Origin of the sequence: Methylobacterium oxalidis (assembly GCF_007992195.1) — a bacterium.
Taxonomy (GTDB): domain Bacteria; phylum Pseudomonadota; class Alphaproteobacteria; order Rhizobiales; family Beijerinckiaceae; genus Methylobacterium; species Methylobacterium oxalidis.
Window position 1 is genome coordinate 1 of sequence record NZ_BJZU01000136.1, and the last position, 24,390, is coordinate 24,390.

Consider the following 24,390-nt stretch of genomic DNA (forward strand, 5'->3'; position numbering starts at 1 on the left):
CCCTAAGACCTTGTCGCGGTTGGCCGCCTGCAGCGAGCCGCCGTAGCCCGTCGCCTCGATCCTGGTGGTGTCGATGGTGCCGTAGGGCACGCCCGGCGTGAACGGGATGCGCGGCGTGGTCGGGCTGACGATCAGGAACTGGTTGCGGAAGGCGAGTGGTGACTGCCCGGGCGCAGGGCTGAAGCCGTCATCCTCGAAGCAGAGCGAACCGCGGAAGGAAGACTGCCGGCTGCAGTTCTCGAAGTTGCCGTCGTTGCCATCGACGTAGCTCTGGCTGAAGCGACGCATGTAGGCGTTGCCGGCGAGATCCCAAGTCGGCGAGAGATCGACGCGGCCGGTGACCTGGAGCGTGCCGAGTTCGGTCGTGACGGTCTGCGGGAAGGTGAAGATCGCCCGATGATCGACGCGGGTGAAGTCGACCGGCGTCGCGGAGGTCGCACCGTAGAAGGTCCGGGCGAACTGGCCGATGACATGGAATTCCGCGTCCGGCGTGCGGTAGCCGAGATCGCTGTAGATCCGGCCCAGGGTGCTCGGACTCTCATAGCGCCAGCCGCGGTCGTTCAGGCCGTCACCCGCGAAGTAGAAGCTCCAGGGGCCGATCTCTTGGCCGTGCTGGAGCGAGCCGGCGACACGTCCATCCGAACCGCCGAGCGCCGTGATCTCGGTGCCCTGCCAGGTGAAGCCGTTCTTCATCTGGATGTTGATCGCGCCGCCGAGCGCGTTGAGGCCGAACACGGGGTTGCCGGTGACAACGTCGATGCGATTGATGGCGACCTGCGGGATCAGGTCGAGGTTGACCACGTCGCCGAAGGCTTCGTTGATGCGTACGCCGTTCTGGTAGACGGCGAGGCCCTGCGGCACGCCGGTGACCGGTGAGGCCTGGAAGCCGCGATAGTTGATGTCGACGCGGTTCGCGCTGCCTTGGGCGTCGGAGACGTTCAGGCCCGGCACGCGCCGAGCCAGCGTGTCGACCGGGTTGAAGGTCGCCCGATCAAATTCCAGTTCGGCCCGCGTGACGGCCTCGACGGTGCTGGGGATCTTGTAGAGGGGCTGGGCACCGCCACGCAGACGCTCGGTGACGGGCGCTTGGACGGCGGGCCCTGCGGGAGCATCGAGGACCGGTGCGGCCGGCGCACCGTTGCCGGCAGAGGTGCCAACCGGGGTCGTCGCGACGACGCTGAGCTCACCCAGCGTGACCGACTGCTGGGCATGAGCGATGCCGGGTAGCAGCGCCACCGATGCGATCAAGCTGCCGCGCAGCGCCCACATGTCCGTCCCCCAGCGTTCGTACCGTCGGTCTTACGGCCACGCTTGAATTCTCGGCAATCACGAGAGCTCGGACTGGGCCCTGACTTCCAGCAGTTCATCCGGATGGACCCACCAATCCCGGTTGCCGTGACGATCCGGCAACAGTTGCTGCATCGCAGCCCCGGATTTTCTAGGAGGAGTTGGCAAAAACGGCCGGGATAAATAGGCAAGGCCGTGCCGTGTGGCATAATGGAGGCACTGCAGAAGGCGTGAGTTCATGAGTTGCAGCTATTCAGCCTTCGCGACCCCTGCCGAGATGCAGGTCCTGAGGTCACGCAAGGGCTACGGCAAGCTCCTGGCGGCAAAGCTGGAGTTCGTCAGGGTGAGATATGAGTTGCTCGTGGCCAGAACCCTGTTTGGTCTTAGCGGCTACGCTCTACTCCGAGGTGAAGCAGAAGCCCTGCGGATCCGCTGGCTACTCCCGGACGTTCAGCTGCGCCTCCGGGATATGCGCGTCGTGGATTTGTCGATCACGGAGGTGTTCTGAACGACTGCGTATGCAGAGATGACCACTATTCCAAAATGGCTTCTGTAATAGTGAGGGCGCGGCCATCATAGATGAGCCTGCGCAAAAGGCATCACGTGCTCGACCCAAATGACACGATGATGATGCCTATGGCGACCATGCAGGCGGCCTGCGCAAGGAAGAATGCAAAGCGCAGGCTCGCGGCTACATTGGTTGGCGGAAGCACGATGTGAAGCAAGGTTTGGCCGACGCGTGCGCCCAGAATGACGATGGCCAACCAATCGATAGTCGGACTCTTCAAGCCCGTTGCCACGAGAGCCACGACAAGGGCCGTATAGACCGGAAGGTTCTCGACGCAGTTCATGTGCGCACGCATGGCGCGCTGATAGCGGTCGCTCCCCTGAGGTAGGTCGGCCCGCCACTCAGCAATCGAGGCACGCCCGGTCAGGATGCGGCTCCAGCGGTAGACCCCTATGGTGCCGAACAGCGTCAACAGCGTCCAAGCAGCGAAGCCAAGTAGGACGAGAACCGGGACGCTCATCGTCATGCTCCTGCATCCGGTTGCGCAATTTTACTACGGTACATGAGGTCACGCTGGCAGAGCTGATCAGCTCCGGCCACCAACAGCCGACTGACGCACTCTGCAGCGGCAGGGCATCGCGCGTGAACTGTCGCATGTGGGCGTAGCCGGAGTCGGACCAATTGGACCGGGCTGACAGGACCAGAACATCGCCAATTTCAAGTACGACCGCGCTTCGGAGGAACATGAGCATGCGCGCACCCGATTGATACCCGTTCTTGCTGGGCAAAGCATGAATGCCCGTATCGGATCGCCGGGCTGCTGGTCCTTACGGGATGCCGTATTGGCTGCGCCTTGCTGAGCGCGAAACATTGCTGAAGGCGCCGGTCTTCGGGGCAGAAAGGACGTGTCGATGACACAGAGGTCCGCTCGAAACCGTCCGGCTGGATCAGCGCGATGCGCTGGGGCGGTGCCGCCTTCCTCCTTGCGGGACCGGCCTTCGCCGACGAGACCTGCCAGTCGCCCTACATGGCGAAGATCACAGGCGTCGAGGGCTTCGTCGAGAAGAGCGGTGGCGCGGCCGGCCCGCACAGCGCCTACGCGCTCCCGGGCCGGATGCTGATCCCTAGTTTGTCGAATAAGGACGGCACCGGGCGTGCGGCCCTCGTCGAGTGCTCCAACGACAGCGAATACATCGCAACGCACTGCGGCTTTAAGACCTCGACGACCTCCTCCAGCGCGTCGAAGCGTGCGCTCCAGATCTGCCGGCGTCCTTCGATCCAGGCCACCTCTTCACATCCGCCCAAACTCGGATGGTTCCTCGGCATGCCCAGGCAGGGTCAAAGCACCTGTCACATTTTCGACACGCAGACACAAAGAAGAAACAAGCTAGAGAAGCTCTAAAACAACCGAGTGAGGAAAGTTGCTTCGATAGATCATCGCGTTGGCTCACATGTAAGAAGCTTTCTAAGAATAATTACAAGATGGATTGCTGGGTAACCTCGAACGTGCCGTTGCGCGGGCGTTGGCAGCAGGCGTAGCAGCCCGCCAGCACCTGAGTGGGCTGCTGGCCGAACCACAGGCCGCGGTTCTCTCATCGAGGACTTCGTGATGAACCGCGTCTCAGCCCAGCGCCTTCGCGCGCTCCTGGCAACCACCTTCCTTGTCTCCGCTGCATGCTCAGAGGCAGCCGCACAACCCAAGCCCGGAGCTGTGGCAGCAGCCTCCGACGCCGAGGCGGTGACGCTCGATCAGCTCAGCGTCGAGGGCGCAGGGGCGGCCCAGAGCGGCACCATCGGCTACCTGCAAACCCGCACTCGCACCGCGACCAAGACCGACACGCCGCTCATCGACACGCCCCAATCCGTCACCGTGGTGACCCAGCAGCAGATCCGCGACCAGGGCTTCCAGAGCCTCAACGAGGCGATCCGGTACGTGCCGGGCGTGATCCCGCACCAGGGCGAGGGCAACCGCGACGACGTCGTCATCCGCGGTCAGCGCTCGAACGCGGACTTCTTCGTCAACGGCATCCGTGACGACGTGCAGTACTTCCGCGACCTCTACAACATCCAGCGCATCGAGGTGCTGAAGGGCCCGAACGCGATGATCTTCGGCCGCGGCGGCGGCGGCGGCATCATCAACCGCGTCCTCAAGGAGGCCGACGGCGTGCCGATCCGCGAGGTGCTGGTCCAGGGCGGCGAGTACTGGAACAAACGCGTCGCGATCGACGCAGGCGACCGGGTCAGCGACAGCGTGTTCTTCCGCCTCAACGGCGTCTTCGAGGACACCGCCACCTACCGCGACTTCGTCGACATCCGCCGCTACGGCGTGAACCCGACGATGACCTTCCTGCTCGGGCCGGCCACGACCCTGAAGCTCTCCTACGAGTACTTCCACGACGACCGTACGGCGGATCGCGGAATCCCCTCGCAGTTCGGGCGGCCGTATCGCTATCGCCAGAACATCTCGACCTTCTTCGGCAATCCCGACCTGAGCTACTCCAAGGTCGATGCCAACATCGCGACAGCCGTGCTCGACCACCTGTTCGAGTCCGGCGTGCAGATGCACAGCCAGCTCCGCTTCGCCGACTACCAGAAGTTCTACCAGAACATCTTCCCGGGCGGGCCCGTGAACGCGGCGGGCACACAGGTACCTTTGTCGGCCTACAACAATGAAACTCCGCGCACGAACTATTTCAGCCAGAACGACTTCACGTACAAGTTCGATACGGGTCCGCTGCACCATACGCTGCTCGGCGGGTTCGAGCTCGGCTACCAGGAGGGCCTCGCCTACCGGCAGACCGGCTTCTTCGACTCACCGCTCGCGCGTGACGGGGGACGCTCGCTCGTGGTCAATCCGCTGAGCCCCGTCTCGCGCGTGCCGGTCAGCTTCCGCAACCTCCCGACCGACGCGAACAGCGCCTACAACCTCGGCCTCGCCGCGGTCTACGCGCAGGACCAGATCGAGGTGAGCGAGCACCTGCAGTTCCTCGGCGGCTTGCGCTACGACCACTTCGATTTCTCTTCGCGCGATCGTCGCACGAACGTGGTCACCGGCCGCATCGACGACCTTGTCTCGCCGCGCGCGGGTGTTGTGGTGAAGCCGCTGCAGAACCTCGCCTTCTACGGCAGTTACAGCGTCTCCTACCTGCCGTCGGCCGGCGACCAGTTCAGCACGCTCACGCCGGGCACGGCGATTGCTCAGCCGGAGAAGTTCGTGAACTCTGAGATCGGCGTGAAGTACGACGTCACGCCGGCGCTTCAGCTCACGGGTGCGCTGTACAACCTCGACCGCACCAACCAGCGCTTGGCCGACCCCAACAATCCCGGCTTCTTCATCCTGAGCGGCTCGACGCGGACGCAGGGCGCCGAGATCGGGATCAACGGCTACATCACTGACTGGTGGCAGGCGGCGGGCGGCTACGCCTTCACGGACGCACGGATTACCGGCGCCACCTCGACGACCATCGTGCCCGGCAACACGGTCGGGCTTGTCCCGTTCAACACCTTCACGCTCTGGAACAAGTTCGATGTGACCGAGCGCTTCTCACTGGGCATCGGCTACATCAACCAGACCCATACCTTCGCATCCTCGGACAACACGGTGCGACTGCCAGGCTTCTCCCGCTTCGATCTCGGCCTGTTCTACCGGATGAGCGAGACAGTTCGGGCGCAGGTGAACATCGAGAACCTGTTCGACAGGCGCTACATCGCGACGGCCGACGGCAACAACAACATCACGCCGGGCGCACCGCGGCTGATCCGCGTGCAGCTGATCGCGCAGTTCTGAGGACGAATGGCCGAGATTGGCTTCGGCGGTGTAGAGCCGCCTGGGCTCGCCACCCCTGAGATCGAACCGGCACTGGAAGGAAGCGGGTAGGACCTCCTCAGCGACCCTCAGCGGCATGTCTCGGCCAAGCCGCGCACGCGAGGCCGCGACCGTTCACTTCTCCATCCGGTCACTCGAAGGCGCATTCCCGATCACCCTCTCAACGAAAGATCGCACCTTTTCCTCCGAAAGAGTGTTGGTTTGGCAGGGCAGCACCGGAGGCACCATGAGAGCGGACATTCGCGCACCTCTGCTCGCAACCGCGATCCTCACGAGCATCGCAGGGATCGCCCTCGCTGAAGGAGCGGCAAACAAGAGCGCCGGAGCTGGGCAAGCCGGTGGCCGCGGCGATGTCGGCACTTCCAGCGGAAGCATGGGAGCCGGCGGAATGACCGGCACTGGAGCCACGAAGGATGGTGCCCGCACCGGCACCGGCGTTGGCGGTTCGACGACAGGTAGCGATGGGGCCTCAGGCGCGTCTCATGGCAGCAGCCCGGCGGCTCCTGCCCCTGGCACGACCCGCTAAGCGACGCGCGACCCTGCCGGCCTCGTCACCCAGTTCGCGGTTCGCTCAGGCGTCTCACCTCACTGCGAGCGACGGCTGAATGAGACCGCGTAGGCCTGGACGCGGGCGTCGATCAGCGGATCGTCGGAGACCTCGATCCCGTCGGTCAGCGCGTTCGGCATGAACAGGAGAGCCTTCTCAGCAGTGGCGCTGTCGGCCACAGCCTTCGTCACCGTCAGGGTGCCGAGATCAACCGTCTTGCGGTCGTCCGGCCATGGCTTCGTGGCATCGTTCGTCGGGTCGCCCGGCTCTGCAAGCTGCGCCAGCACTCGGAACCTCGCGGGCTCACGCGCGATGCGGGGGCCGATCTCGTCCATGAGATAGTTCGGTCCGCGCTTGGCCGCCTCCTCAGGGGTGAGGATCTCCTCGCCGTCTGCCGGTACAAAGCGGAACCGGAAGGGCTGGCGCTTGCCGTCCTTGTCCACGAAGATGAAGGCATTGACGCCGTTGTAGGTCTGGCGGGCGAAGCTCGACGGGGTCTTGGCGGTCTTGCCGGCCGTGGCGGCAGCCGGGTGGCTGGCGGCGAAGCGCTCCAGCGCCGTCGGATGGGCAGCATCCGGGCCGCTCTCAGCGGCCGCTCTCAAAAGGTCGCGGAACTCCTCACCGGTGGCCACGGGGAAGTACTTCAGCGCGTTGACGACGACGTCCATCTCGGAGCCGTCGGCGAGCTTGAACTTCAGGGCCATGCCGTGCGGGTTGGCGTTGGCGGCCCCGTCCGCGATGGTCGGCACGCCTGTCGCATCCGAGAAGCGGATCGTCACGGGTACGGGCGGGCCCTGGAACAGGGATGCCTTGCTGAGCTTCGCGCCCTCGGGCGAGGGCGTGAAGCTGCCCTCCGCCACGACGCCCTTGGCGTGGTTGGCCCGCAAGCCCGGATGCTTGCCGAACAGCTTGTTCATCACGTCGATGGTCTGCTCGGCGGTCGAGGGCTCCTCGGCAAAGGCCGGGAGACCGGTCGTTAGAGCCGGGAGGAGGCTCGCCACGAACGCGAGCCCGATTTTTGTCCGCCGCATGAGGGTTTTCCCAGCGCCTTTGGTTCTCATTATGCCTAAGGTGGCGCAGTGATCGAAATGCTGCCGATCATGCCCGGATGATACCGACAATAGTACGCCACCGCGCCTGCTCGCGTGAGGGTGATGCGGCCCTTCCCGTCTGCTGGTATGGCCACGTCCCACCTCCCGTCGCGCGCCGTTGCCGTATGCGCGACGAAGTCGCGGCTGACCCACTCGACGGTGTCACCCACGTGGGCAGAAACCTGCGCTGGAACAAACCCGAGATCCTCAACTCGGATCTGGATCGTCTCCGCCACCGCTGAGGACACGGGACAGGCCGCCAGACCGAGAAGCCAAGCCAGGCGCAGCGGCCGCCCCTTGCGCAACCACCTCACTTCAGCGCCTGCACGACATGCTCGGCATGCTGCTCGTGCCCTTGGAAGATCTTGAGCCCTGTGCGCAGCAGGTCCTTCAGGTCGGGATTGCTCGCCGATGGGATCAGCGTGCTCTCAAGGGCTCCGTTGACGGTCTTATGGAAGCCGACCTCGTTCTCGGCATAGGCCTTGTCGAAGGCGGCACCGTTGAGCTTCTTCAGCGACGCTTCCTTCTCGTCGGCTTGCTTCACCAGCCCCTTGCTGGTGTCGTTGTCCTGTGGGGTGACGTTGAGCTTCTTGACCAACGCGAGGGCCTTGTCGTTCACCGCCTTGTGGTCGCGCATCATGTCCTCGGCGAAGGCGCGCACCTCCTTGTTATGGGACTTCTGCAGCGCCAGTTCGGCAGCCTTGATGTCGATCTGCCCAGCCGTGTAGGCGATGTGGGCGATCTGCGCGTCGTTCGGCTTGGTGCCTTGCGCGCCAGCTGTGATGGTGCTCAGCACCAACGCGGCTAAAGCTGCGGTTCCTCTCATGCGCATCGCGTCTCTCCATCATTGCGCTCAGAAGATGCCCTTCTGAGCGCAGTCGGATGCGAGATGCTTGAAAAGGTTCCCGCCGCTTACGCGAGGCCGAGCCGCTCCAGCACCGCATCGGTCAGGCGCCGGCAGCGGGTGCCGGCAAACGGGAATGCGTCGGTCAACACCGGACCAATCCGCTCCTCCAAATCGCGCCTCAGCAGCTGCCGGGCCCGGTGGAGGCGGGTCTTGACGGTCTCCAGCTTGAGGCCGAGCAACTCCGCGGTTTCCTCGGTACTCAGGCCCTCGACTAGGCGCGCGATCAGCACCGAGCGGAACCCGCCTGGCAGCCGGTCGATGGCCCGCTCAAGCAGGGCGCGGATCTGATGTTGTGCCATGAGGGCCTCCGGGTCGAGCGGAGCGATGGGGTGCGGAAACGGAATGATGTCGGCGCTGATATTGTGCGCTGGGCCAGACCTCTGACCTAAGCTTGCGCGCTGGTGCCGGAGGCGGCCGAGCGCTTCGTTGATGACGATGCGGGTCAGCCAGGTGCTGAAGCGAGCCTCGCCCCGGAAGGTGCTCAGGCGAGTGAAGGCTCGCACGTAGGCTTCCTGCAGCACGTCCTCCGCTTCGCTGTCATTCCGGACGATGCTGCGCGCGATCCGGTACAGGCGGCGGTTGTGTTGCTGGAAGATCAGCCGGATGGCCGCAGGATCGTGGCAGCGTGCTTGTTTGAGGAGCTCGACCTCGTCTGCGGGGAGCTGCTGATGGGTGCGCTCGGTCATGGCGCGACTGCCTGCTGCTGAGGAACAGGCGTTAGATGCAGCCGCTACCGAAACGTTCCCGGACCAGGAGCCCGCCCGGCAGAGTGAGCGCAACCGATCATAGAAGCCGATCCAGTTACTTCAATAGCTCTGTAACGCTCAGCCGACGAATTGCCGCTTTGAAGATGCCGCCGAAGGTCACTGAATGGCCGAGATGGGCGCAGTGCTGAATGGCTGATCGTGGCCGTAAGCTGCCTGTCCGCTTCCCGCCACTGGATCGCGGAAGCGGACCTTCGTTGCGGGCTGGGCGAACGCCTTGAAGTGGCTCCTAGCAAGCTCCCACTACGGCTTTGCAGCTTGTCGATGCCTTGATTGGCCGACTAGCACCCGCAGAGTGGTGGTCTCGCCGGTACGATTGTGACTCTGGAAGCAGCGGGCGGCTGTCGCATGCCAGCTTCATTCGCGAGGATGCCTCTCTTCAGCGAGTTGCAAGTCTGCTTCTTAGATGAATATTGCTGAGCAGCCCCCGCATCGCTGGATCGTTAACATCCTACTGAAGGCCCGCGCGAACTTCTCCGTGCGTCCTTTCTGATCAAGCGGCATCTTCGGCTCAGCGTTACCGTACAACCGCTGCAGATGTTGAAGGTGCGGGAGCTGCCCACTCTCGGCTGGAGCGGAGGAGTCTCGCCTCAACATCAAATCCACCGGTGAGGGAACATGCCCATGAAGACCTTGCTCATTGGAGCTGCGGCCTTTGCCGCCATGATCCTGACCAGCGTGACAGCCGACGCACGCGGCTTCCGCGGGGGAGGTGGCGGTTTCCGCGGCGGTGGCGGCTTCCATGGAGGTGGCTTCCGCGGCGGCGGGTTCCGCGGCGGTGGCTTCCATGGCGTGCGGGCAGGCGGCTTCCGCGGCTATCGCGGGGGTGTGGCCGGCGGCTTCCGCGGCTATCGCGGCGGCGTAGTCGGCGGCTATCGCGGTGGATACGGTCGGGTCGGACGCTACGGCTACGGGTATGGTCGCTATGGGCGTTACGGCTATGGCCGCTACGGATACGGCTATGGCTATCGTCCCTACGGCTATGGATTGGGTGCGGCTGCAGTCGGTGCCGCTGTTGGCTACGGCGCGACCTACGGCGGCTGCGGCCCCTACCGCTACTACGACGCCTACTCCGGTGTCTGCCGCCCGTATTGACGACACCCCAACCTGCGAGGCCCGCGCGCACTGACGCCGTCCTGCGCGAAGCCTTGAGCCGCCACGGACCCGGGCGGCCGCACGCACTCCAGGGTCTGTGCCCTCAGACAAGAGGTCTCACCCCATGACCGTCAGGATCGTCCTTCCCTTCGTGGTTGCGGCTTGTCTGACCTCGCCCGCGCTGGCGCAATCGACAGGTTACGTGCGAGAGCCCGCAGCGCTCATCCACGGCAACTACTGCGGCATGGGTAACAACGCGCCGCTGCCGCCGATCGACGCGCTCGATGCCGCCTGCGCTCGGCATGACGCCTGCGCTCCGCTCGGACACCTGCCCTCACGAGCCTGCAACCTGCGGTTCCAACGCGAGACCGAGTTCATCTCGCGTGACCCACGCCAGCCGGATGACCTGCGGGCGCTGGCCGGCTTCATGTCCGCCGGCGCTGCCCTTTTGCCGTTCGACCCGAGCGCTCCTGTAGTCGTGACGCGGGCGCCGGCTTCCGAGCGATATGGACGGCAGCCGCTCGGTCCCTACCGTCCTGCCTCCTACGCCTACTAGCGCGTCCCGAGCAGCACTCGATTGAAGAGGGACCGAGGTGCGACATGAGGATGATCGCGCTCGACGAAGCGGTCGCCTCAATCCCCGACGGGGCCACGCTGATGGTCGGCGGCTTCATGGGGGTTGGGACGCCGGAGCCGCTGATGGACGAACTGGTCCGGCAGGGGCGTCGTGAACTGACGATCGTCGCCAATGACACCGCCTCGCCTGGCGTGGGCATTGGCAAGCTGGTGACAGCCAAGGCTCTCCGGCGGGTGGTCGCGAGCCATATCGGCCTCAATCCCGAGACTCAGAAGCAAATGATGGAGGATGGCCTTCAGGTGGAACTGGTACCGCAAGGGACGCTGGTGGAGCGCATCCGCGCCGGCGGCTGCGGACTGGGCGGCGTTCTCACTCCCACCGGTATCGGCACGGTCGTCGAGAACGGAAAGCGGAAGATTGAGGTCGAGGGTCGGGAATACCTGCTGGAGACAGCACTCCAGGCGGACTTCGCCCTCGTCCAGGCCTTCCTCTGCGACTACCTCGGCAATCTCACCTACGCGCTGACCGGGCGCAACTTCAATCCGCTCATCGCCATGGCGGCGCGCACGGTCATGGTCTGCGCGGAGCACGTTGTCCTAGTCGGCGTGATCGCGCCCGACCACGTGGTCACGCCGGCTCCCCTCGTCGACTACGTCATCGCGAGGTGCTGACCCCATGGACCCGCAGACTATCATCGCACGGCGGATTGCCCGCGAGCTGCGCGACGGCATGCTGGTGAACCTCGGCATCGGGATCCCGACGCTCGTCGCCAACTATGTCCCGGCCGGCATGCACGTGTTCTTCCAGTCGGAGAATGGCTTGATCGGCACGGGCCCAGTTCCAGAGCAAGGCATGGCCATGCGCTGGCTGACGGATGCGGGCGGCAAGCCGGTAACGGCGTTGCCTGGGGCGTCGGCCTTCGACAGCGCGATGTCCTTCGCGCTCATCCGGGGCGGGCATCTCGACCTGACGGTGCTCGGCGGCCTGCAGGTCGATCAGCAGGGCCATCTCGCGAACTGGATGGTGCCCGGCAAGATGGTCCCGGGCATGGGCGGCGCGATGGACCTGGTGACTGGCGCCAAGCGCGTGATCGTGGCCATGCAGCACACCGCTAAGGGCCGCCCGAAGATCGTTCGCGAGTGCTCACTGCCGCTCACTTCCACGCGTCCCGTCGATCTTATCGTGACCGAGTTGGCGGTCATCGCGTTCCCGGAGGCCCGAGCGACGCTCGTCGAGACGGCGGAGGGGGTGAGCGTCGAGGAAGTGCGGGCCGCTACCGAAGCCGAGCTTGTCTTGCCCCAGCCGAACGCTGCCTGACTGGATCCCCACGAGTTGAGCGCCGTGAGCGTCGTACGAGTTCGATTGAGAATGCTCGACTGTGAGAGCCACCAATCGCTCCGGTTCAGACCCGAGACAGCTCATGTTTGAGAAATCTTCATCCCCTCTTGCGTCCATCCGAGACGTTCTCGTTGGCGCTACCGCGGAAGGCCAACGCCAGGAGGCTTCGTCGGCCGTTGGCTATGGCGTGACGTTAGCCAAAGCCGCGGGCGCCCATCTGACGGTGCGGTCTAGCTCGTGGCACCTCTCGGGCGACGATGTCTGGCTCAGCAAGCTCGATTACGAGGGCAAAGAGGTCGACTACCGTCGCCTCGACGCGCTGGCCCACTCCATAGCGGACAGCGCAGCCGGAGGCATCGAGCAGGCCGACGTGATGTGCGCGATTGAGGCGCCGAGCCTATCCCACTCGGATGTCGTCAATCAGCTAGCGGCACAAGCGCGTTTGCACGACCTGACCATCCTGGATGCTGGACCACGGACCTTCGACCTTGACCGCAAGACGATCGAGAAGGCGCTGTTCCTGAGCGGTCGACCGGTCATCGCCGTGCCGCCGGGCTACGCCGCGTTCGCCACGCAGCGGGTTGTCGTCGCGTGGGACGGCAGCGCGCAGGCTGCACGAGCCGCCAACGACGCGATGCCGTTTCTGCGCGCGGCCGAGGCGGTCAAGATCGTTGCGGTTGGCGAGGAAGAGGAGATCCAAGGGTCCCCACTCGGGGCCGAGTTGGCGCCCCACCTCGCGCGGCATGGCGTGAATGTCACGGTCAATGACACATCCGTGTCGGGCGGTGTTGCAGACACCCTACGCGCCGAGGCTGCACTATTCCTGGCCGATATGATCGTGATGGGAGCCTACCATCACTCCCGCGTACAAGAGTACTTCTTCGGCGGGGTGACCCGTTCGCTCCTCGCCCGTAGTGCTATCCCCCTGTTTTTGGCACATTGATGTTGAGAGGCATGCGATCAAGCAGAGACAGACAGGTCGAAGGATTGACAGAGGCGAGGACCACCGTAGCTCCCCCACGAGCGATTGCGGGAGAGCAGTGGCGCATCTATTGACATGCTGATATTCACTGCTTGGCTTTGCTGCTGGCCTTCTCGCGTAGACTCGTGAAGCTTTTGCCGCCTGGCCGGCTGACCACGGTTGTAACCGTCTTGCAGGCGAGTGAGACCGTCTTCACTGACCAACCCTCTGCCTGATGGAAGGACTTCTTCCGCACGCGCTCACAGACAGGTGTCGGCGCGGCAGCAGTGACCGCTTTAGCCACCTTCGGAGCCTGAGTAGGACGTGCGACAACCGCTCCAGGCACAGCAAGGAGCGCAAGAAGCAGAACGAGACGCAGCATGGCTGAGACCTCAGGATAGGCCCACTGAGACAACGCTCCAACCTTGACCATTGTTCAGGGTGGAGAAGCGCTTCCTTCACGATTTTCCGGTTTGTGCGTCTGACCAAGAAGGGTATGTTCCCACCCGGCAAACGGGCAAAGCCTGTAGGCGATGCAACCGGCCCGACATCCCCCGTTTCGGCCTAGCGTTCGGCGACGTGCCCGGTTTGCACCGGGCACGCGAATCCCGTTCAAGGCAGATCGCAGTCAGCTCATGCGGCTGAGAATGTAGCAGTCCTCAATGGCCCACCGGGGCTCCGGCCGGATACCTGTTTCAGCACGTGGGATACGGCGAAACACATCGCTGTCGCGCAAGTAGATCTCGTGGTCGGTGATATGCTCAGGACAAGTCCAATGGCCGCCGTAGCGGGTGTTAGATTGTGTGTCCTCACCAAAGCCGACGATAGCAGCTGTGTGGGGGCCCTTCAGAACGTCACTCAGACGGTCCCAGAAATGCTCCGCCGTCTCATCGGCTTGTGGATGTGCAGCTTCCCACGTCCACGCACACCAGCCGCGTGCGTGCGTCCAGCCTTGAGCCGCTGCTAGCATGAGTTCAATCTCACGCCGGTCTGTCCCTTGCTCGTACAAGATGTGCGCCAACTCGGCCGCCGTCTCAGCCGGAAGTGCCTGTGCAAGGGCTGACAGAAGCGGACCCGCTGTCTCCTCATCGACGTTGTGACAAACCGTGTCCACGACGGCAACGATCGCGCAGAGGCCGCACTCGCCGGAGCCATATGCCTGCCGATACGGGCTGCACTTGTCCATGGTGACAAGCGGAAATCCGTAGAGTCTGGTATCTCCCGCCATCACGAGGCGAGTCGTAGCTGCCTGGCTGTCGACGCCCGGTACGCCCTGCGCCATGCTCTGTGCCCAGGCAGAGGGTCTACCCAGGCCGATGAAGGATATCGCGGCAGTTCCTGCGGCGAAGATTCGTCTGGTGACCGCCATTACCGCCTCCTGGGAAGCGCCCGCTCAGGCAAACCGCTCCAGGTAAAATCTCACCCCCAAATGCTGCGCTCGATGTAGTGCATCGTCACCGGCTCGACCTCTCAAACACAGAGCTTCGTCCTCAGTTGTATGCGCGAAGGTGTAGAAGCTTCCTCACCAAGCAGACCTGAAGGTGGCTTGGCAGATCCTGGGCAGTGTTCCCACAGCGTTGGACGGCTCCGAGCAGCTTCACTCGGCTGGGGCGGCAGGAGCGATGCCGGTGATCTGCGCTGACGGCTCCGCGCTGATCCAGTGGTACAGGATCCCGCCCAGCACGCCGCCGAGGATGGGTGCGACCCAGAACAGCCAGAGCTGCGCGATCGCCCAGCCCCCGGCGAACAGGGCGGGCCCGGTGCTGCGCGCTGGGTTCACCGAGAGGTTCGTGATCGGGATGCCGACGAGGTGCACCAGCGTCAGGCAGAGCCCGATCGCCAGCGGCGCGAAGCCGACCGGCGCCTTGCCGTGGGTCGCGCCCATGATGACGAACAGGAACATCATGGTGAGCACCACCTCGGCGACAAGGCACGAGACGAGGCCGTAATGCCCGGGCGAGTGGGCACCGTAGCCGTTGGCGGCAAAGCCCTTGGCCGGGTCGAACTCTGGTGAGCCGCTCGCAATGGCGTAGAGGAGCGCCGCGGCGACGATGCCGCCCACGACCTGCGCGATGACGTAGGGTGCGATGTCCTTCGACGGGAAGCGCCCGCCGGCCGCGAGCCCGCAGGTGACCGCCGGGTTGAGGTGGCAGCCTGAGATGTGGCCGACCGCGTAGGCCATGGTGACCACGGTCAGGCCGAAGGCGAGGGATACGCCGAGCAGGCCGATGCCGACCTGCGGGAAAGCAGCCGCGACGACGGCGCTGCCGCATCCTGCGAAGGTGAGCCAGAAGGTGCCGATCGCCTCGGCGGAGCATTTGCGGATGTCCATGGAAGCCTCCTCAGTTCAGCGAGGGAACGGTTCCGGTCTCCGGTCACGAGGTAATAGCAAACCCGATTCGGTCGTCACGCCAGGAACACTCAGCCTCGTCTGCCTTGCGGTGTGCTGAATTCGGTTGGACTTCGGCATTTGCGAGGTCGGAGGTCGCCGCCGTTACAGTTACTGCGGCAATACCGGCGCTCGCTCACGGACGCCCTACCGCGGCCCGGAAGCCAGCAGCCTCATCCTAACGACGTCTCCTCGCGGCGCTTGATCGACAGGGACGCCGTCTGTTTGGTGAGTCGCATCTCCGCCCAGGGGCCTTTCAAACGGGCGCCGGTTCCTCGGCAGCCCGTCTATCCGCCTCACCAGCCGCAGCCGCCGTAGCCTAGGCGGAGCCGTAGTAGGAATAGGCGGTCGGGGTGTAACCGTAGCCGTACCCGCCATACGGGTAGCCGTAACCATACCCGGAGGCGAGCGCCGCTCCGGTCGCGAAGCCGATTCCTGCTGCCGCCGCACCGTTGATCGGAGCTATGACGTGGTCACACCCGCACCATCAGGCTGCAACAGCACAGCGTGCCAATCAGCTCGGTACGACCCCTCGAAGATCATGGCCGCTTGATCACTCGCACAACCCGGTGCGTGTCAGGGTCAAGGATGACGGCTTTGCCGTCGGACGAGATGACGTATGCGTAGGAAACCGCCGGTTTCAGCCCGGGTACAGAGACGTTCTGGAATACGCCGATCCGCATCCAGTTCGGGGCTTCGCTGCCGACGCCGACGCGCAGACGTCCATTCGCCGCTGAGTAACGCGGCCCAGATTCGAAGAGGCTCTGAACGGGCGCCGCCGAATGCCCGGTCAAAATGATGCTGCCCGCCGCGCTCGGCCTGACCGGCACTAGAAGAGGGTGCGCGTTTGCAAGGGAGCTGGTGATCGTGCCGACCAGCATGCCAGTCATTGTTATCAGTAGCCTGTTTCTAGGCAAGGCTTGGGTGAGCATCACTGGCCTCATCGTTGTCACGCGCTGTCCTGTGGGGAGGGCGCTCCACCCGAAACGTTACAAAATGCAAAACGCGGTGCTTGATCCATTGGGTCGCTTGGCCGGCATTGTCGCGTTAAGCTTATCACGTTGAGGCCTTTTGTTTGCCTTTGTCGGCACCCTGACTCGCGTCGACTTACGTGGTCTCACCAACTTGAGCAGCCGGTGCAGCTCCAATTCGGGCCGCCAGACGGCCGACACTCGGCCTTCGTCACGAGTTTCTCTAGAGCAAGTCAAAGCACTCCTTCAGTTGCTTCACTGATGCTGGCAGGCGCGCAGCATGAAACACCTGCCTTGTGAGCGTCGGCGGCTCTGTCGCGCCCGCGCAACAAGGGCGTCGAATGTGCCGTTGCATCGACCTTGCGGGCTACGGACGCCCGCGCTTCGCCCGTAAGTTGCCTACGGCCCCATCCACCACGAACGCCAGATCGGGGCTCGGACTCGAAGTGCCATGCCTTTCTCGCCTTCCGCGCGCGCTGCTTGCCTGGGCGCGCTATTGGCCGTCGCGGCCACCGGCTGCAGCTTCAAGTCCGTGCCCGATCCGACCTTGTCGTCGCGCGATGCGGCTTTCATGGCCCTCGTCCCGGAGGCCGAATTCGACCCGCATTTCGCCCGCTACCTTGTGGACGATCCGACCAAGGAGGCGCCTGGCACCGTGGTGGTCGACACCAAGGCGCGCCAGCTCTACCTCGTACAGCCCGGCGGAAAGGCACTCCGCTACGGCGTCACGGTCGGGGACGAGGCCTATGGCTGGACCGGCACCGCCGCGGTCGCCCGCAAGGCGGAATGGCCAGCCTGGAACCCACCGGCCGAGATGGTGCGGCGCTGGCCGCACGTCCACGCCATGGCGGGCGGCCCCGCGAACCCGCTCGGCGCCCGCGCGCTCTACCTGTCAGACCACGGCCGCGATACGCTCTATCGCATCCACGGCACCAACGAGCCCGAGAAGATTGGCCAAGCCGTGTCTTCGGGTTGCATCCGGCTGCGCAACATCGATGTGGTCGACCTGTACAACCGCGTGCCCGTCGGTGCTAGAGTGCTCGTGCGCTGAGGCTCGGCCCGGGCATCATACTGCGATCGGACAGAGCGCCTCGATCGCGTCGCACGCGGTCGATACGCCGCCCTCCGCCTTCATCAGGTCCTTTGCCGCGACACAGGCCTGCTGGATCTCGGGCGTGCTCAACAGCCGACAAATCTCCTCGGCGGCTCGGGCCGGAGTAAAACGGCGCCGGCTGAGCGTGGCGCCAAAGTTAAGGCGCGTCAGGCGCTCCGCTTCATCGAAGTGGTCGAAGGCCACCGGTACCACAAGCTGCGGGATGCCGGCTGCTAGCGCCTGCGCCACTGTCCCAACGCCGCCGTGATGGATGAGGGCACTGCAGGGCGGCAGCAATCGGCTGAAGGGCGCGTAGGGCACGTGGAGGACCTGCGGCGGCAGATCGCTCGGCACCTGCCCCGCCTGCGGCGCGAGGAGAATACCGCGGCGGCCAAGGCGGATGCAGACCCGCACAGCCGTCTCGAAGAAGCTGCGCCCCTGCCGCATCGCCGACCCGTAGGTGAAGGCGAGCGGTGCATCGCCTTGCTCCAGGAACCTGGCCACAGCTGGGGTGAGATCTGCCGCGTCACCGAAGCGGTCGGCGAGGGGAAAGCCGACCTGCACAACCTGATCGGGCCAGTCGGGTTGAGGCGGAGCGTACCAGCTCGGGACGGTGAGAAGGACGCGCAGCGGGCTGTTCCACCAGTGGCGCAGTCGGCGCACCGGAGGCAGGCCAAGGCTCGCGCGGAACGTGTTCAGGGCCGGCAGGGCCGCCGGATTGATGACGTACTTGTCCGCACCGCGTCCGATCCAGTGTTGAAACTCGGGCGGAAGGAAGCGGGGTAGTCGCAAGCCGGGCAGGACCGGCGGGGCGTGGCGGCTCTCCAGGAGCATCGGCATCACGTGGAGGGTGACGAGAGGCAGCCCGAGGCTGTCCTGCGCGACCCGTGCACCGAGGCTGAGCGTCGAGGCGACCACAAGGCCTGCGCCGGGCTGCCAGTTTGCAGCGAGCCATCGGTAGGTCGGTTCCGTCAGAGCCGAGATGGAGCGGAACGCAGCCTCGACGCCGCGCCAGGGACGCCAGAGGTCGGGCTCGGCTGCGAACCGGTCGAAGTCCTCCTGTGTGCCAAGGGCGTGAAACGGTATCCCGGCCCGAGCGGCCAGAGCGGCAAAAGGGGCAGGTGCCGCGAGGGTGACGGCGCGACCGCGTTGCTTCAGTTCGGCCGCCAGCGCGATGAAGGGCAGAACATCGCCGTGGCTGCCGATCGCGACGAGGAAGATTTTCATGTTGCCGCTGCCGAGACTCGCGCAACCTCAGACTTATCCTGCGGCACGCAGGTAGCTCTCTTCAACGACGCACGCCGTCCGATTTTGCTTCAGCTTTGTTCGGTTGCTCCTCGCCGATCGAGGCGTTGTGCAAATTCACGATCTCGCCTGCGCAACGCAGCGCTTGATCGCATGCCGGCTTCCCGCCGTCCTATCGAAAGAAGGACCCCGCAACCCGTAAGGCTGCGTGGCGAGTGCGTCTCGAGATGGCTTCGCTAGCGCGATCCGGTGAAGGACGTGACCGCTAGCAAGGCCAGTGTCGACTGGGGCCGACCGCAGCATCGTCTCTTCGGCCGGGAAGCTTGGCTTTAACAAATGCGAGGCCAAACGCACGAAAGCCGGCCGCGGCCTGAGGGAGCCGCACGGCCATAGGCTTCGCAGCGCACATTCTAAAACCGGCTTCCGCGAACCGAGCGGCTCCATCGCGCCTAGCACGCGAGTTCAGGGCTTGATACCTCTACGCCACTAGCCCTGCGATGAGGGTTGCCAGACCCCCGAGGCCTGCCAGCCCCACGGCCGCGATCCTGGCAGCCTGCGCCATGCCTGCACGGCGATTGTCATTGGAAGGCTGAGGTAGCTCGCTGGGCCAGCGGAGCCATTTGCGCGAGCGTGCCGGAATGGCCTCAATCGGCCCCGCCCGTGGCTCGTCGGACTGATGGCGACACGACATGGCACCTCCCTGCTTTGCAACAGCCTAGCTTCCTGTCGGTCCGGGCTGCAATGCGCCTGCATGAGCTGCCGCTGAATGAGCCGTGCAACCACGTCAGAGTATGGGCCGCCCTGTAGCCTGAAGAGAACGTATGCGCTGCCGGGCCAACCGACGGCGTTCCGGCGTAGCCTCCCATTTCGCGCGGCGAAGCGGAGCAGCAAAGCTTTTTCCGCGGCTCATATCCAAGCCTGCACCTGGCGGGCGCCAAGGAAGGCGGAGGAAGCAGGCTGGTATGCTCCGGACATCGAATTGGTTCGCTTGCGGCCGCCTCATTGTCTCTATTTAGAATGACCGAAACTAGGCGATCGGAGATGATAGAACCACCGCAGCTTCTCTTGCCAAGGAGGGGAATCCATGACGCGGCATACGGCCCTTCTCATGCTCGTCTGTCTGGCACCCTACCCATTGACCGCACCTGCCTACGCCGCACCGGATCGCTCCGTCGAAAAACCTATTCAGCTCAAGATCGGCGGCAGTTCAGCCCGGACCGCAAGGCATCTCCAGCAGAATGTCCGTGTTTACAGGCAGTACGGCCGCAGGAAGTGCAATGCAGTCCCGGCGAGATACTACTACTACACCGTATCGCCCTGCGCCCAGGGGCTCTGCAATGAATTTCTGGGCGCATACGAATTTAGCGGCTGCGACTGACCCAGAGCCGCTTGCATTGTGCTCTGGTCGGAGACGCTAATGGCGTTCGACCTACCTATTGCACGGTAGGTGCGCGGAAGACGCCAGCGATAGCACGCTGCACCGGAGCGACATCCACAACCCTGCCACGACTTGAGGGACGAGATCAGCGTCGAAGTCCACGATCACAGCGTCCTCAAGACTTCATGAGCCTGATGAAGCGCTTGCAGGAGCAGGTGCGGTCCGGTTCCGGACAGCCCGGAACTCACTTTGTGGGCACCCGTTGATCCCTCGTCTCAATGAGACAGCAATCTCCGACAAACACCCGGCGCCTGGACGCGAGCTTCCCTCGCGACCAGGCGTTCCCCTGCTCGCCTCGGTAAGATCCAGACGACCAAAGCGTCGAACCGTCCGAAATCTGCCAAGAACAAGCTTCACCGCGCCCGCGTTTCATCACGGGAGGGTTTTCGTTCGGAGGTGCAATCATGAAACGTGTAGCGATTGCGGCCGGAGTGGTCCTTGCCGCTCTTGCCTTTGCACCTGATCCCGCGGATGCACGCGGCTTCGGCGGCGGCGGATTCCGCGGCGGCGGCTTCGGCGGTGGTGGGTTCCGCGGCGGTGGCTTTGGCGGAGGCGGCTTCCGAGGTGGCTTCGCTGGCGGCGGCTTCCGCGGCGGCTTTGCCGGGGCAGGCTTCCGGGGCGGCTTCGGGGGGCACCGCGGCGGCTTCTACGGTGGCCGCGGCTACGGCTGGCGTGGTGGCGGCTACGGCTGGCGCGGCGGCTATGGCTGGCGCGGCTATGGCTGGCGTGGTGGCTACGGTTGGGGCTTGGCTGGCCTCGGGCTCGGGCTCGCAGCCGGCACGGCTCTCGGCTACGGGTACGGCTATCCCTACTGCAGCGTCTACGATCCGTATTGCAACGGTTACGGGTACGCTCCGGTCGGCTACTATGGCGGGCCCTACTACGGTTGGGGTTACTGAGGATCTCGACCGTTTGCGAAGTATGACGAGCTCGCGGGCGGGGCGCGTCCCACCGCGAGCCGCTGTAAATGTGTCGCGGCCCCTCTTCGGCCGCAGCAACTCCCTGGTTCTGTGTGTAGGGCCAGGATCTGCACCGCTCACAGTCTCCTGAAGCTGGCCAAGGCCGAGCGGTGAGCCTGCGGCCCATCTTCACATCTAATCATATCTCAGCCGCCAGACTCACGCTCAAAACCGTTGCTCAGGCAGCTTACTACGACCTGTTACGGCTTGAGCGAATCGAGTGCTGCAGCAAGGCAGAGTTTACCCGCGAAGCTAGTGGCGGTCCTTTTGTAGCGGGTCGGGACTGCGCGCCACTCCTTCAAACTTGCCCGGAGGCTCTCGACCCGGCCCAGACCCGGGAACGCGGCCAGGCCGCAATCGTCGGCGGCGAGCATAGGCCCGCGACAGGATGAGATCGACGCTCATCCACAGGTCAGGCGAGAATCCGGAGGCCGCATCGTCGGAGGCCGACATAGCGAGGCAAGCACAACCGAGTCTGCCGGTTCCGCGCGGCCTGGCCTTCTGCGCCTGCAACCCCCTCCGACGTCGGATTGTCTCCAAATCAGCGCCGTTCAACGTTAGCTAATTCGCCCAGCACGTGACCGGCTGTCCTCTTTGATCAAGCACCTTGGGTCAACTTGCTGTTCAAATAGAAGCGGGAACATGGAAGCTGCCTCGCGCTCATGTCGAAGGTCCCGATGCTGTATACTATGAAGAGCGGAGACCGCGAATGCACGTGGAGCCGCTGAATCGCGAGCGCCGATGGATGGAGCGCATCCTCTTCTTCCTGCTCGCCGTCGTGATCTGGCCATTCATTGCAGTTGGTGTTGTTGCCGGATGGGGCTTCCTCGTCTGGATGTATTATCTCTTTACCGGTCCTCCGGGGCCGGTCTGAGTCATCTGCCATGCCTGCCACCGAATGCCCCTCCCGCCGCGAGATCCTGACAGGACGCCTCTCCGATCATCCTGTCGTCGCGGAGGCGCATGTCTCCAGTCTCGTTGTCCACGTGCGCCCCGAGCAGGCCGCAAGCGCACGTGTCGCAATGGAATGCATGCCGGGGGTCGAAATCCATGCCGCTGCTGCGGGCAAGCTCATCGTGACCCTAGAGACCGAAAGCGACGCAGAGATCGTCACCCGCCTCAATGCCATCTCGCTTCTTGATGGGGTGATGTCGGCGGCCCTCGTGTTTCACCACGTTGAAGCGGACGCCGGTTCCGCCGCAGGGAGGGCATGAGCGTCATGGACCTTTCACGCCGCGCTTTCCTGAAGACCCAAGCCGCAAGCGCTGCCGCGGCCGCAGCAAACGTAGCTCTGCCTGCTCAAGCGCAAAATTTTGCAGTGGGCGAAGCCGTTGAGATCCAGTGGTCGAAGGCGCCGTGTCGGTTCTGCGGCACCGGCTGCGGAGTCATGGTCGGCGTGAAGGACGGCAGGGTGGTCGCTACCCACGGCGACATGAAGGCGGAAGTCAATCGTGGCCTCAACTGCGTGAAGGGCTACTTCCTCTCCAAGATCATGTACGGTGCTGACCGGCTCACACAACCGCTCATGCGGATGAAAAACGGTGCGTTCGCCAAAGAAGGCGAGCTTGAGCCGGTGTCGTGGGACCAGGCCTTTGATGAGATGGCGCGCCAGTTCAAGCGCGTGCTCAAAGAGAAGGGGCCCGATGCCGTCGGCATGTTCGGCTCGGGTCAGTGGACGGTCTGGGAAGGTTATGCCGCCTCCAAGCTGATGCGGGCCGGTTTCCGCACCAACAACCTAGATCCCAACGCCCGCCACTGCATGGCCTCGGCGGCTGTCACGTTCATCCGAACATTCGGCATGGACGAGCCAATGGGCTGCTATGACGACTTCGAGCATGCCGATGCCTTTGTGCTCTGGGGCTCGAATATGGCCGAGATGCACCCGATCCTGTGGACCAGGATCACGGATCGGCGGCTGTCCTCTCCGCACGTCCGCATCCACACTCTCTCAACGTATGAACACCGAACCAGCGATCTGTCCGACGCGGCCATCATCTTCAAGCCTGGCAGCGACCTGGCGATCCTGAACTACATCGCAAACCACATCATCCAGAGCGGCTCCGTGAAGAGTGACTTTCTGGAGAAGCACGTCAACTTCCGCGTGGCCAACACTGACATCGGGTATGGCCTCCGCCCGGACCACACGCTAGAACAGCGGGCCCAGCACGCTCATGACGCCCAGGTCTCTCATCCCTCGACGCTCGAGGCGTATGCACAGCTCATGAGCGAATACACGCTGGAGAAGGCCTCGGAGGTCTCCGGCGTGAGGCCTCAGCAACTGGAGGCACTGGCTCGCCTCTACGCTGACCCTCAAACGAAGGTGATGTCGCTCTGGACCATGGGGTTCAACCAACATGTCCGTGGCGTGTGGGCAAACCACATGGTCTACAACCTCCACCTCCTCACAGGAAAAATCGCAGAGCCGGGAAACAGTCCCTTCTCGCTCACCGGCCAACCATCCGCCTGTGGGACCGCGCGTGAGGTCGGCACGTTTGCGCATCGCCTTCCAGCTGACATGCAGGTGAACAATCCAGAGCACCGTCGGCATGCCGAGCACACTTGGAAGCTGCCGGAAGGGCTTCTGCCCGGAAAGGTTGGTTACCACGCGGTGCAACAGGACCGAATGTTGAGAGATGGGAAGCTCAACGCCTACTGGATCATGTGCAACAACAATTTGCAGACGGCGCCCAATACCAACAACGAAACCTACCCCGGCTACCGCAACCCTGCCAATTTCGTCGTGGTCTCGGACGCCTACCCTACAGTCACGGCCATGGCTGCAGACCTCGTGCTGCCGGCGGCCATGTGGGTCGAGAAGGAGGGAGCCTACGGCAACGCAGAGCGGCGGACCCACTTTTGGCACCAGCTCGTGGACGCGCCAGGCGAGGCCCGTTCGGATCTGTGGCAACTTGTCGAGTTCTCAAAACGCTTCACGACAGACGAAGTCTGGCCGGAGGAGATCCTGTCCAATGCTCCAGAGTACCGCGGCAGGACGCTCTACCAGGTGCTTTTTGCCAACGGCGAGGCCGACAAGTTCTCGCTCTCCGAGATCGATGGGGCTTACGAGAACCGGGAGGCAAAGCACTTCGGCTTCTATATTCAGAAGGGCCTCTTTGAAGAGTACGCCTCATTCGGGCGCGGTCATGGCCATGACCTTGCGCCGTTCAACACTTACCATCAGGTGCGCGGACTACGCTGGCCCGTCGTTGACGGCAAGGAAACCCTCTGGCGCTTCCGAGAAGGCTTCGATCCGTATGTCCAGAGAGGCGCTGGTTGGGAGTTCTACGGCAACCCAGACAAGAAGGCGAATGTGGTTGCGGCACCGTACGAGCCGCCAGCCGAGGCGCCCGACGAAGAGTTTGACCTGTGGCTCGTGACGGGCCGCGTCCTAGGG

Annotated in this window: 21 protein-coding genes and 1 pseudogene; 12 read left to right on the forward strand and 10 right to left on the reverse strand. The window is 64.1% G+C overall.

What is annotated here, in order from left to right; genetic code table 11:
* Positions 1-1,269, reverse strand: a 1,269-nt coding sequence (locus tag MOX02_RS25230; protein WP_147028584.1) for a TonB-dependent receptor plug domain-containing protein, incomplete at its 3' end; no start/stop codon positions are given.
* Positions 1,270-1,525: 256 nt separating this feature from the next.
* On the opposite strand from MOX02_RS25230, the gene MOX02_RS25235 reads away from it, so the two are divergent.
* A complete protein-coding gene (locus tag MOX02_RS25235) occupies positions 1,526-1,795 on the forward strand; it encodes a hypothetical protein (protein ID WP_147028585.1) in 270 nt (89 codons plus the stop codon).
* Between the two features lie 91 nt (positions 1,796-1,886).
* Here MOX02_RS25235 and MOX02_RS25240 read toward each other — a convergent pair whose 3' ends face one another.
* Positions 1,887-2,321: an MAPEG family protein gene (locus MOX02_RS25240; protein ID WP_238179645.1), complete on the reverse strand. Its 435-nt coding sequence runs from the start codon at positions 2,319-2,321 to the stop codon at positions 1,887-1,889.
* Positions 2,322-3,004: 683 nt separating this feature from the next.
* Positions 3,005-3,088: pseudogene (locus MOX02_RS32390) on the reverse strand (ArsR family transcriptional regulator); the annotation flags it as partial.
* Between the two features lie 316 nt (positions 3,089-3,404).
* Here MOX02_RS32390 and MOX02_RS25255 point away from each other — a divergent pair.
* Positions 3,405-5,582, forward strand: coding sequence for a TonB-dependent receptor (locus MOX02_RS25255; protein WP_147028586.1), 2,178 nt, complete (start codon positions 3,405-3,407; stop codon positions 5,580-5,582).
* Positions 5,583-6,206: 624 nt separating this feature from the next.
* On the opposite strand, the gene MOX02_RS25265 is transcribed toward MOX02_RS25255, so the two are convergent.
* From MOX02_RS25265 to MOX02_RS25280, 3 genes are all read right to left on the reverse strand, one after another.
* On the reverse strand, positions 6,207-7,199 hold the full coding sequence (locus MOX02_RS25265) for a catalase family peroxidase (protein ID WP_147028587.1): 993 nt from the start codon (positions 7,197-7,199) through the stop codon (positions 6,207-6,209).
* Between the two features lie 370 nt (positions 7,200-7,569).
* Positions 7,570-8,091 carry a DUF4142 domain-containing protein gene (locus MOX02_RS25275; protein ID WP_147028588.1) on the reverse strand — a complete coding sequence of 174 codons (522 nt, stop codon included), beginning with the start codon at positions 8,089-8,091 and terminating at the stop codon, positions 7,570-7,572.
* Positions 8,092-8,171: 80 nt separating this feature from the next.
* A complete protein-coding gene (locus MOX02_RS25280) occupies positions 8,172-8,852 on the reverse strand; it encodes an RNA polymerase sigma factor (protein WP_147028589.1) in 681 nt (226 codons plus the stop codon).
* A gap of 702 nt (positions 8,853-9,554) precedes the next feature.
* On the opposite strand from MOX02_RS25280, the gene MOX02_RS25285 reads away from it, so the two are divergent.
* The 5 genes from MOX02_RS25285 to MOX02_RS25305 all read left to right on the forward strand — a co-directional run bounded on the left by MOX02_RS25285 (position 9,555) and on the right by MOX02_RS25305 (position 12,883).
* The gene (locus MOX02_RS25285) at positions 9,555-10,025 is read left to right on the forward strand and encodes a hypothetical protein (RefSeq protein WP_147028590.1); all 471 of its coding nucleotides are present in this window, start codon (positions 9,555-9,557) and stop codon (positions 10,023-10,025) included.
* A gap of 124 nt (positions 10,026-10,149) precedes the next feature.
* Entirely contained in the window at positions 10,150-10,581 is a 432-nt protein-coding gene (locus MOX02_RS25290) for a phospholipase A2 family protein (protein WP_147028591.1), read from the forward strand.
* Between the two features lie 44 nt (positions 10,582-10,625).
* Entirely contained in the window at positions 10,626-11,273 is a 648-nt protein-coding gene (locus MOX02_RS25295; protein WP_147028592.1) for a CoA transferase subunit A, read from the forward strand.
* 4 nt (positions 11,274-11,277) lie between these two features.
* Positions 11,278-11,919 carry a 3-oxoacid CoA-transferase subunit B gene (locus tag MOX02_RS25300; protein ID WP_147028593.1) on the forward strand — a complete coding sequence of 214 codons (642 nt, stop codon included), beginning with the start codon at positions 11,278-11,280 and terminating at the stop codon, positions 11,917-11,919.
* A 103-nt stretch (positions 11,920-12,022) separates the two neighbouring features.
* A complete protein-coding gene (locus tag MOX02_RS25305; RefSeq protein ID WP_147028594.1) occupies positions 12,023-12,883 on the forward strand; it encodes a universal stress protein in 861 nt (286 codons plus the stop codon).
* A 646-nt stretch (positions 12,884-13,529) separates the two neighbouring features.
* Here the strand turns inward: MOX02_RS25305 and MOX02_RS25310 are convergent.
* The 3 genes from MOX02_RS25310 to MOX02_RS25320 all read right to left on the reverse strand — a co-directional run bounded on the left by MOX02_RS25310 (position 13,530) and on the right by MOX02_RS25320 (position 16,171).
* Positions 13,530-14,270, reverse strand: a complete 741-nt coding sequence (locus MOX02_RS25310; protein WP_238179649.1) for a hypothetical protein — start codon at positions 14,268-14,270, stop codon at positions 13,530-13,532.
* A gap of 228 nt (positions 14,271-14,498) precedes the next feature.
* Positions 14,499-15,233 (reverse strand): aquaporin Z, encoded by a 735-nt coding sequence (gene aqpZ / locus MOX02_RS25315; RefSeq protein WP_147028595.1) that lies wholly within the window; start codon positions 15,231-15,233, stop codon positions 14,499-14,501.
* A gap of 596 nt (positions 15,234-15,829) precedes the next feature.
* Positions 15,830-16,171: a hypothetical protein gene (locus tag MOX02_RS25320; RefSeq protein ID WP_147028596.1), complete on the reverse strand. Its 342-nt coding sequence runs from the start codon at positions 16,169-16,171 to the stop codon at positions 15,830-15,832.
* 661 nt (positions 16,172-16,832) lie between these two features.
* Here MOX02_RS25320 and MOX02_RS25325 point away from each other — a divergent pair.
* The gene (locus MOX02_RS25325) at positions 16,833-17,312 is read left to right on the forward strand and encodes a L,D-transpeptidase (protein ID WP_373866785.1); all 480 of its coding nucleotides are present in this window, start codon (positions 16,833-16,835) and stop codon (positions 17,310-17,312) included.
* A gap of 15 nt (positions 17,313-17,327) precedes the next feature.
* On the opposite strand, the gene MOX02_RS25330 is transcribed toward MOX02_RS25325, so the two are convergent.
* Complete coding sequence (locus MOX02_RS25330; RefSeq protein ID WP_147028598.1) at positions 17,328-18,581, reverse strand: glycosyltransferase; 1,254 nt, start codon at positions 18,579-18,581, stop codon at positions 17,328-17,330.
* Positions 18,582-20,441: 1,860 nt separating this feature from the next.
* On the opposite strand from MOX02_RS25330, the gene MOX02_RS25335 reads away from it, so the two are divergent.
* From MOX02_RS25335 to napA, 4 genes are all read left to right on the forward strand, one after another.
* A complete protein-coding gene (locus MOX02_RS25335) occupies positions 20,442-20,936 on the forward strand; it encodes a hypothetical protein (protein WP_176601347.1) in 495 nt (164 codons plus the stop codon).
* A gap of 769 nt (positions 20,937-21,705) precedes the next feature.
* Positions 21,706-21,870: a periplasmic nitrate reductase, NapE protein gene (locus tag MOX02_RS25340; RefSeq protein WP_147028599.1), complete on the forward strand. Its 165-nt coding sequence runs from the start codon at positions 21,706-21,708 to the stop codon at positions 21,868-21,870.
* 10 nt (positions 21,871-21,880) lie between these two features.
* Positions 21,881-22,210: a chaperone NapD gene (locus MOX02_RS25345; protein WP_147028600.1), complete on the forward strand. Its 330-nt coding sequence runs from the start codon at positions 21,881-21,883 to the stop codon at positions 22,208-22,210.
* Between the two features lie 5 nt (positions 22,211-22,215).
* On the forward strand, positions 22,216-24,390 hold a 2,175-nt coding region (gene napA, locus MOX02_RS25350; protein ID WP_147028604.1), incomplete at its 3' end, for a periplasmic nitrate reductase subunit alpha.

Bases quoted from the DNA above. Each gene is read 5' to 3' on its own strand.
- MOX02_RS25235 (WP_147028585.1), top strand. From the start codon at position 1,526: ATGAGTTGCAGCTATTCAGCCTTCGCGACCCCTGCCGAGATGCAGGTC.
- MOX02_RS25240 (WP_238179645.1), bottom strand. From the start codon at position 2,321: ATGACGATGAGCGTCCCGGTTCTCGTCCTACTTGGCTTCGCTGCTTGG.
- MOX02_RS25255 (WP_147028586.1), top strand. From the start codon at position 3,405: ATGAACCGCGTCTCAGCCCAGCGCCTTCGCGCGCTCCTGGCAACCACC.
- MOX02_RS25265 (WP_147028587.1), bottom strand. From the start codon at position 7,199: ATGCGGCGGACAAAAATCGGGCTCGCGTTCGTGGCGAGCCTCCTCCCG.
- MOX02_RS25275 (WP_147028588.1), bottom strand. From the start codon at position 8,091: ATGCGCATGAGAGGAACCGCAGCTTTAGCCGCGTTGGTGCTGAGCACC.
- MOX02_RS25280 (WP_147028589.1), bottom strand. From the start codon at position 8,852: ATGACCGAGCGCACCCATCAGCAGCTCCCCGCAGACGAGGTCGAGCTC.
- MOX02_RS25285 (WP_147028590.1), top strand. From the start codon at position 9,555: ATGAAGACCTTGCTCATTGGAGCTGCGGCCTTTGCCGCCATGATCCTG.
- MOX02_RS25290 (WP_147028591.1), top strand. From the start codon at position 10,150: ATGACCGTCAGGATCGTCCTTCCCTTCGTGGTTGCGGCTTGTCTGACC.
- MOX02_RS25295 (WP_147028592.1), top strand. From the start codon at position 10,626: ATGAGGATGATCGCGCTCGACGAAGCGGTCGCCTCAATCCCCGACGGG.
- MOX02_RS25300 (WP_147028593.1), top strand. From the start codon at position 11,278: ATGGACCCGCAGACTATCATCGCACGGCGGATTGCCCGCGAGCTGCGC.
- MOX02_RS25305 (WP_147028594.1), top strand. From the start codon at position 12,023: ATGTTTGAGAAATCTTCATCCCCTCTTGCGTCCATCCGAGACGTTCTC.
- MOX02_RS25310 (WP_238179649.1), bottom strand. From the start codon at position 14,270: ATGGCGGTCACCAGACGAATCTTCGCCGCAGGAACTGCCGCGATATCC.
- aqpZ (WP_147028595.1), bottom strand. From the start codon at position 15,233: ATGGACATCCGCAAATGCTCCGCCGAGGCGATCGGCACCTTCTGGCTC.
- MOX02_RS25320 (WP_147028596.1), bottom strand. From the start codon at position 16,171: ATGCTGGTCGGCACGATCACCAGCTCCCTTGCAAACGCGCACCCTCTT.
- MOX02_RS25325 (WP_373866785.1), top strand. From the start codon at position 16,833: ATGGCCCTCGTCCCGGAGGCCGAATTCGACCCGCATTTCGCCCGCTAC.
- MOX02_RS25330 (WP_147028598.1), bottom strand. From the start codon at position 18,581: ATGAAAATCTTCCTCGTCGCGATCGGCAGCCACGGCGATGTTCTGCCC.
- MOX02_RS25335 (WP_176601347.1), top strand. From the start codon at position 20,442: ATGAAACGTGTAGCGATTGCGGCCGGAGTGGTCCTTGCCGCTCTTGCC.
- MOX02_RS25340 (WP_147028599.1), top strand. From the start codon at position 21,706: ATGCACGTGGAGCCGCTGAATCGCGAGCGCCGATGGATGGAGCGCATC.
- MOX02_RS25345 (WP_147028600.1), top strand. From the start codon at position 21,881: ATGCCTGCCACCGAATGCCCCTCCCGCCGCGAGATCCTGACAGGACGC.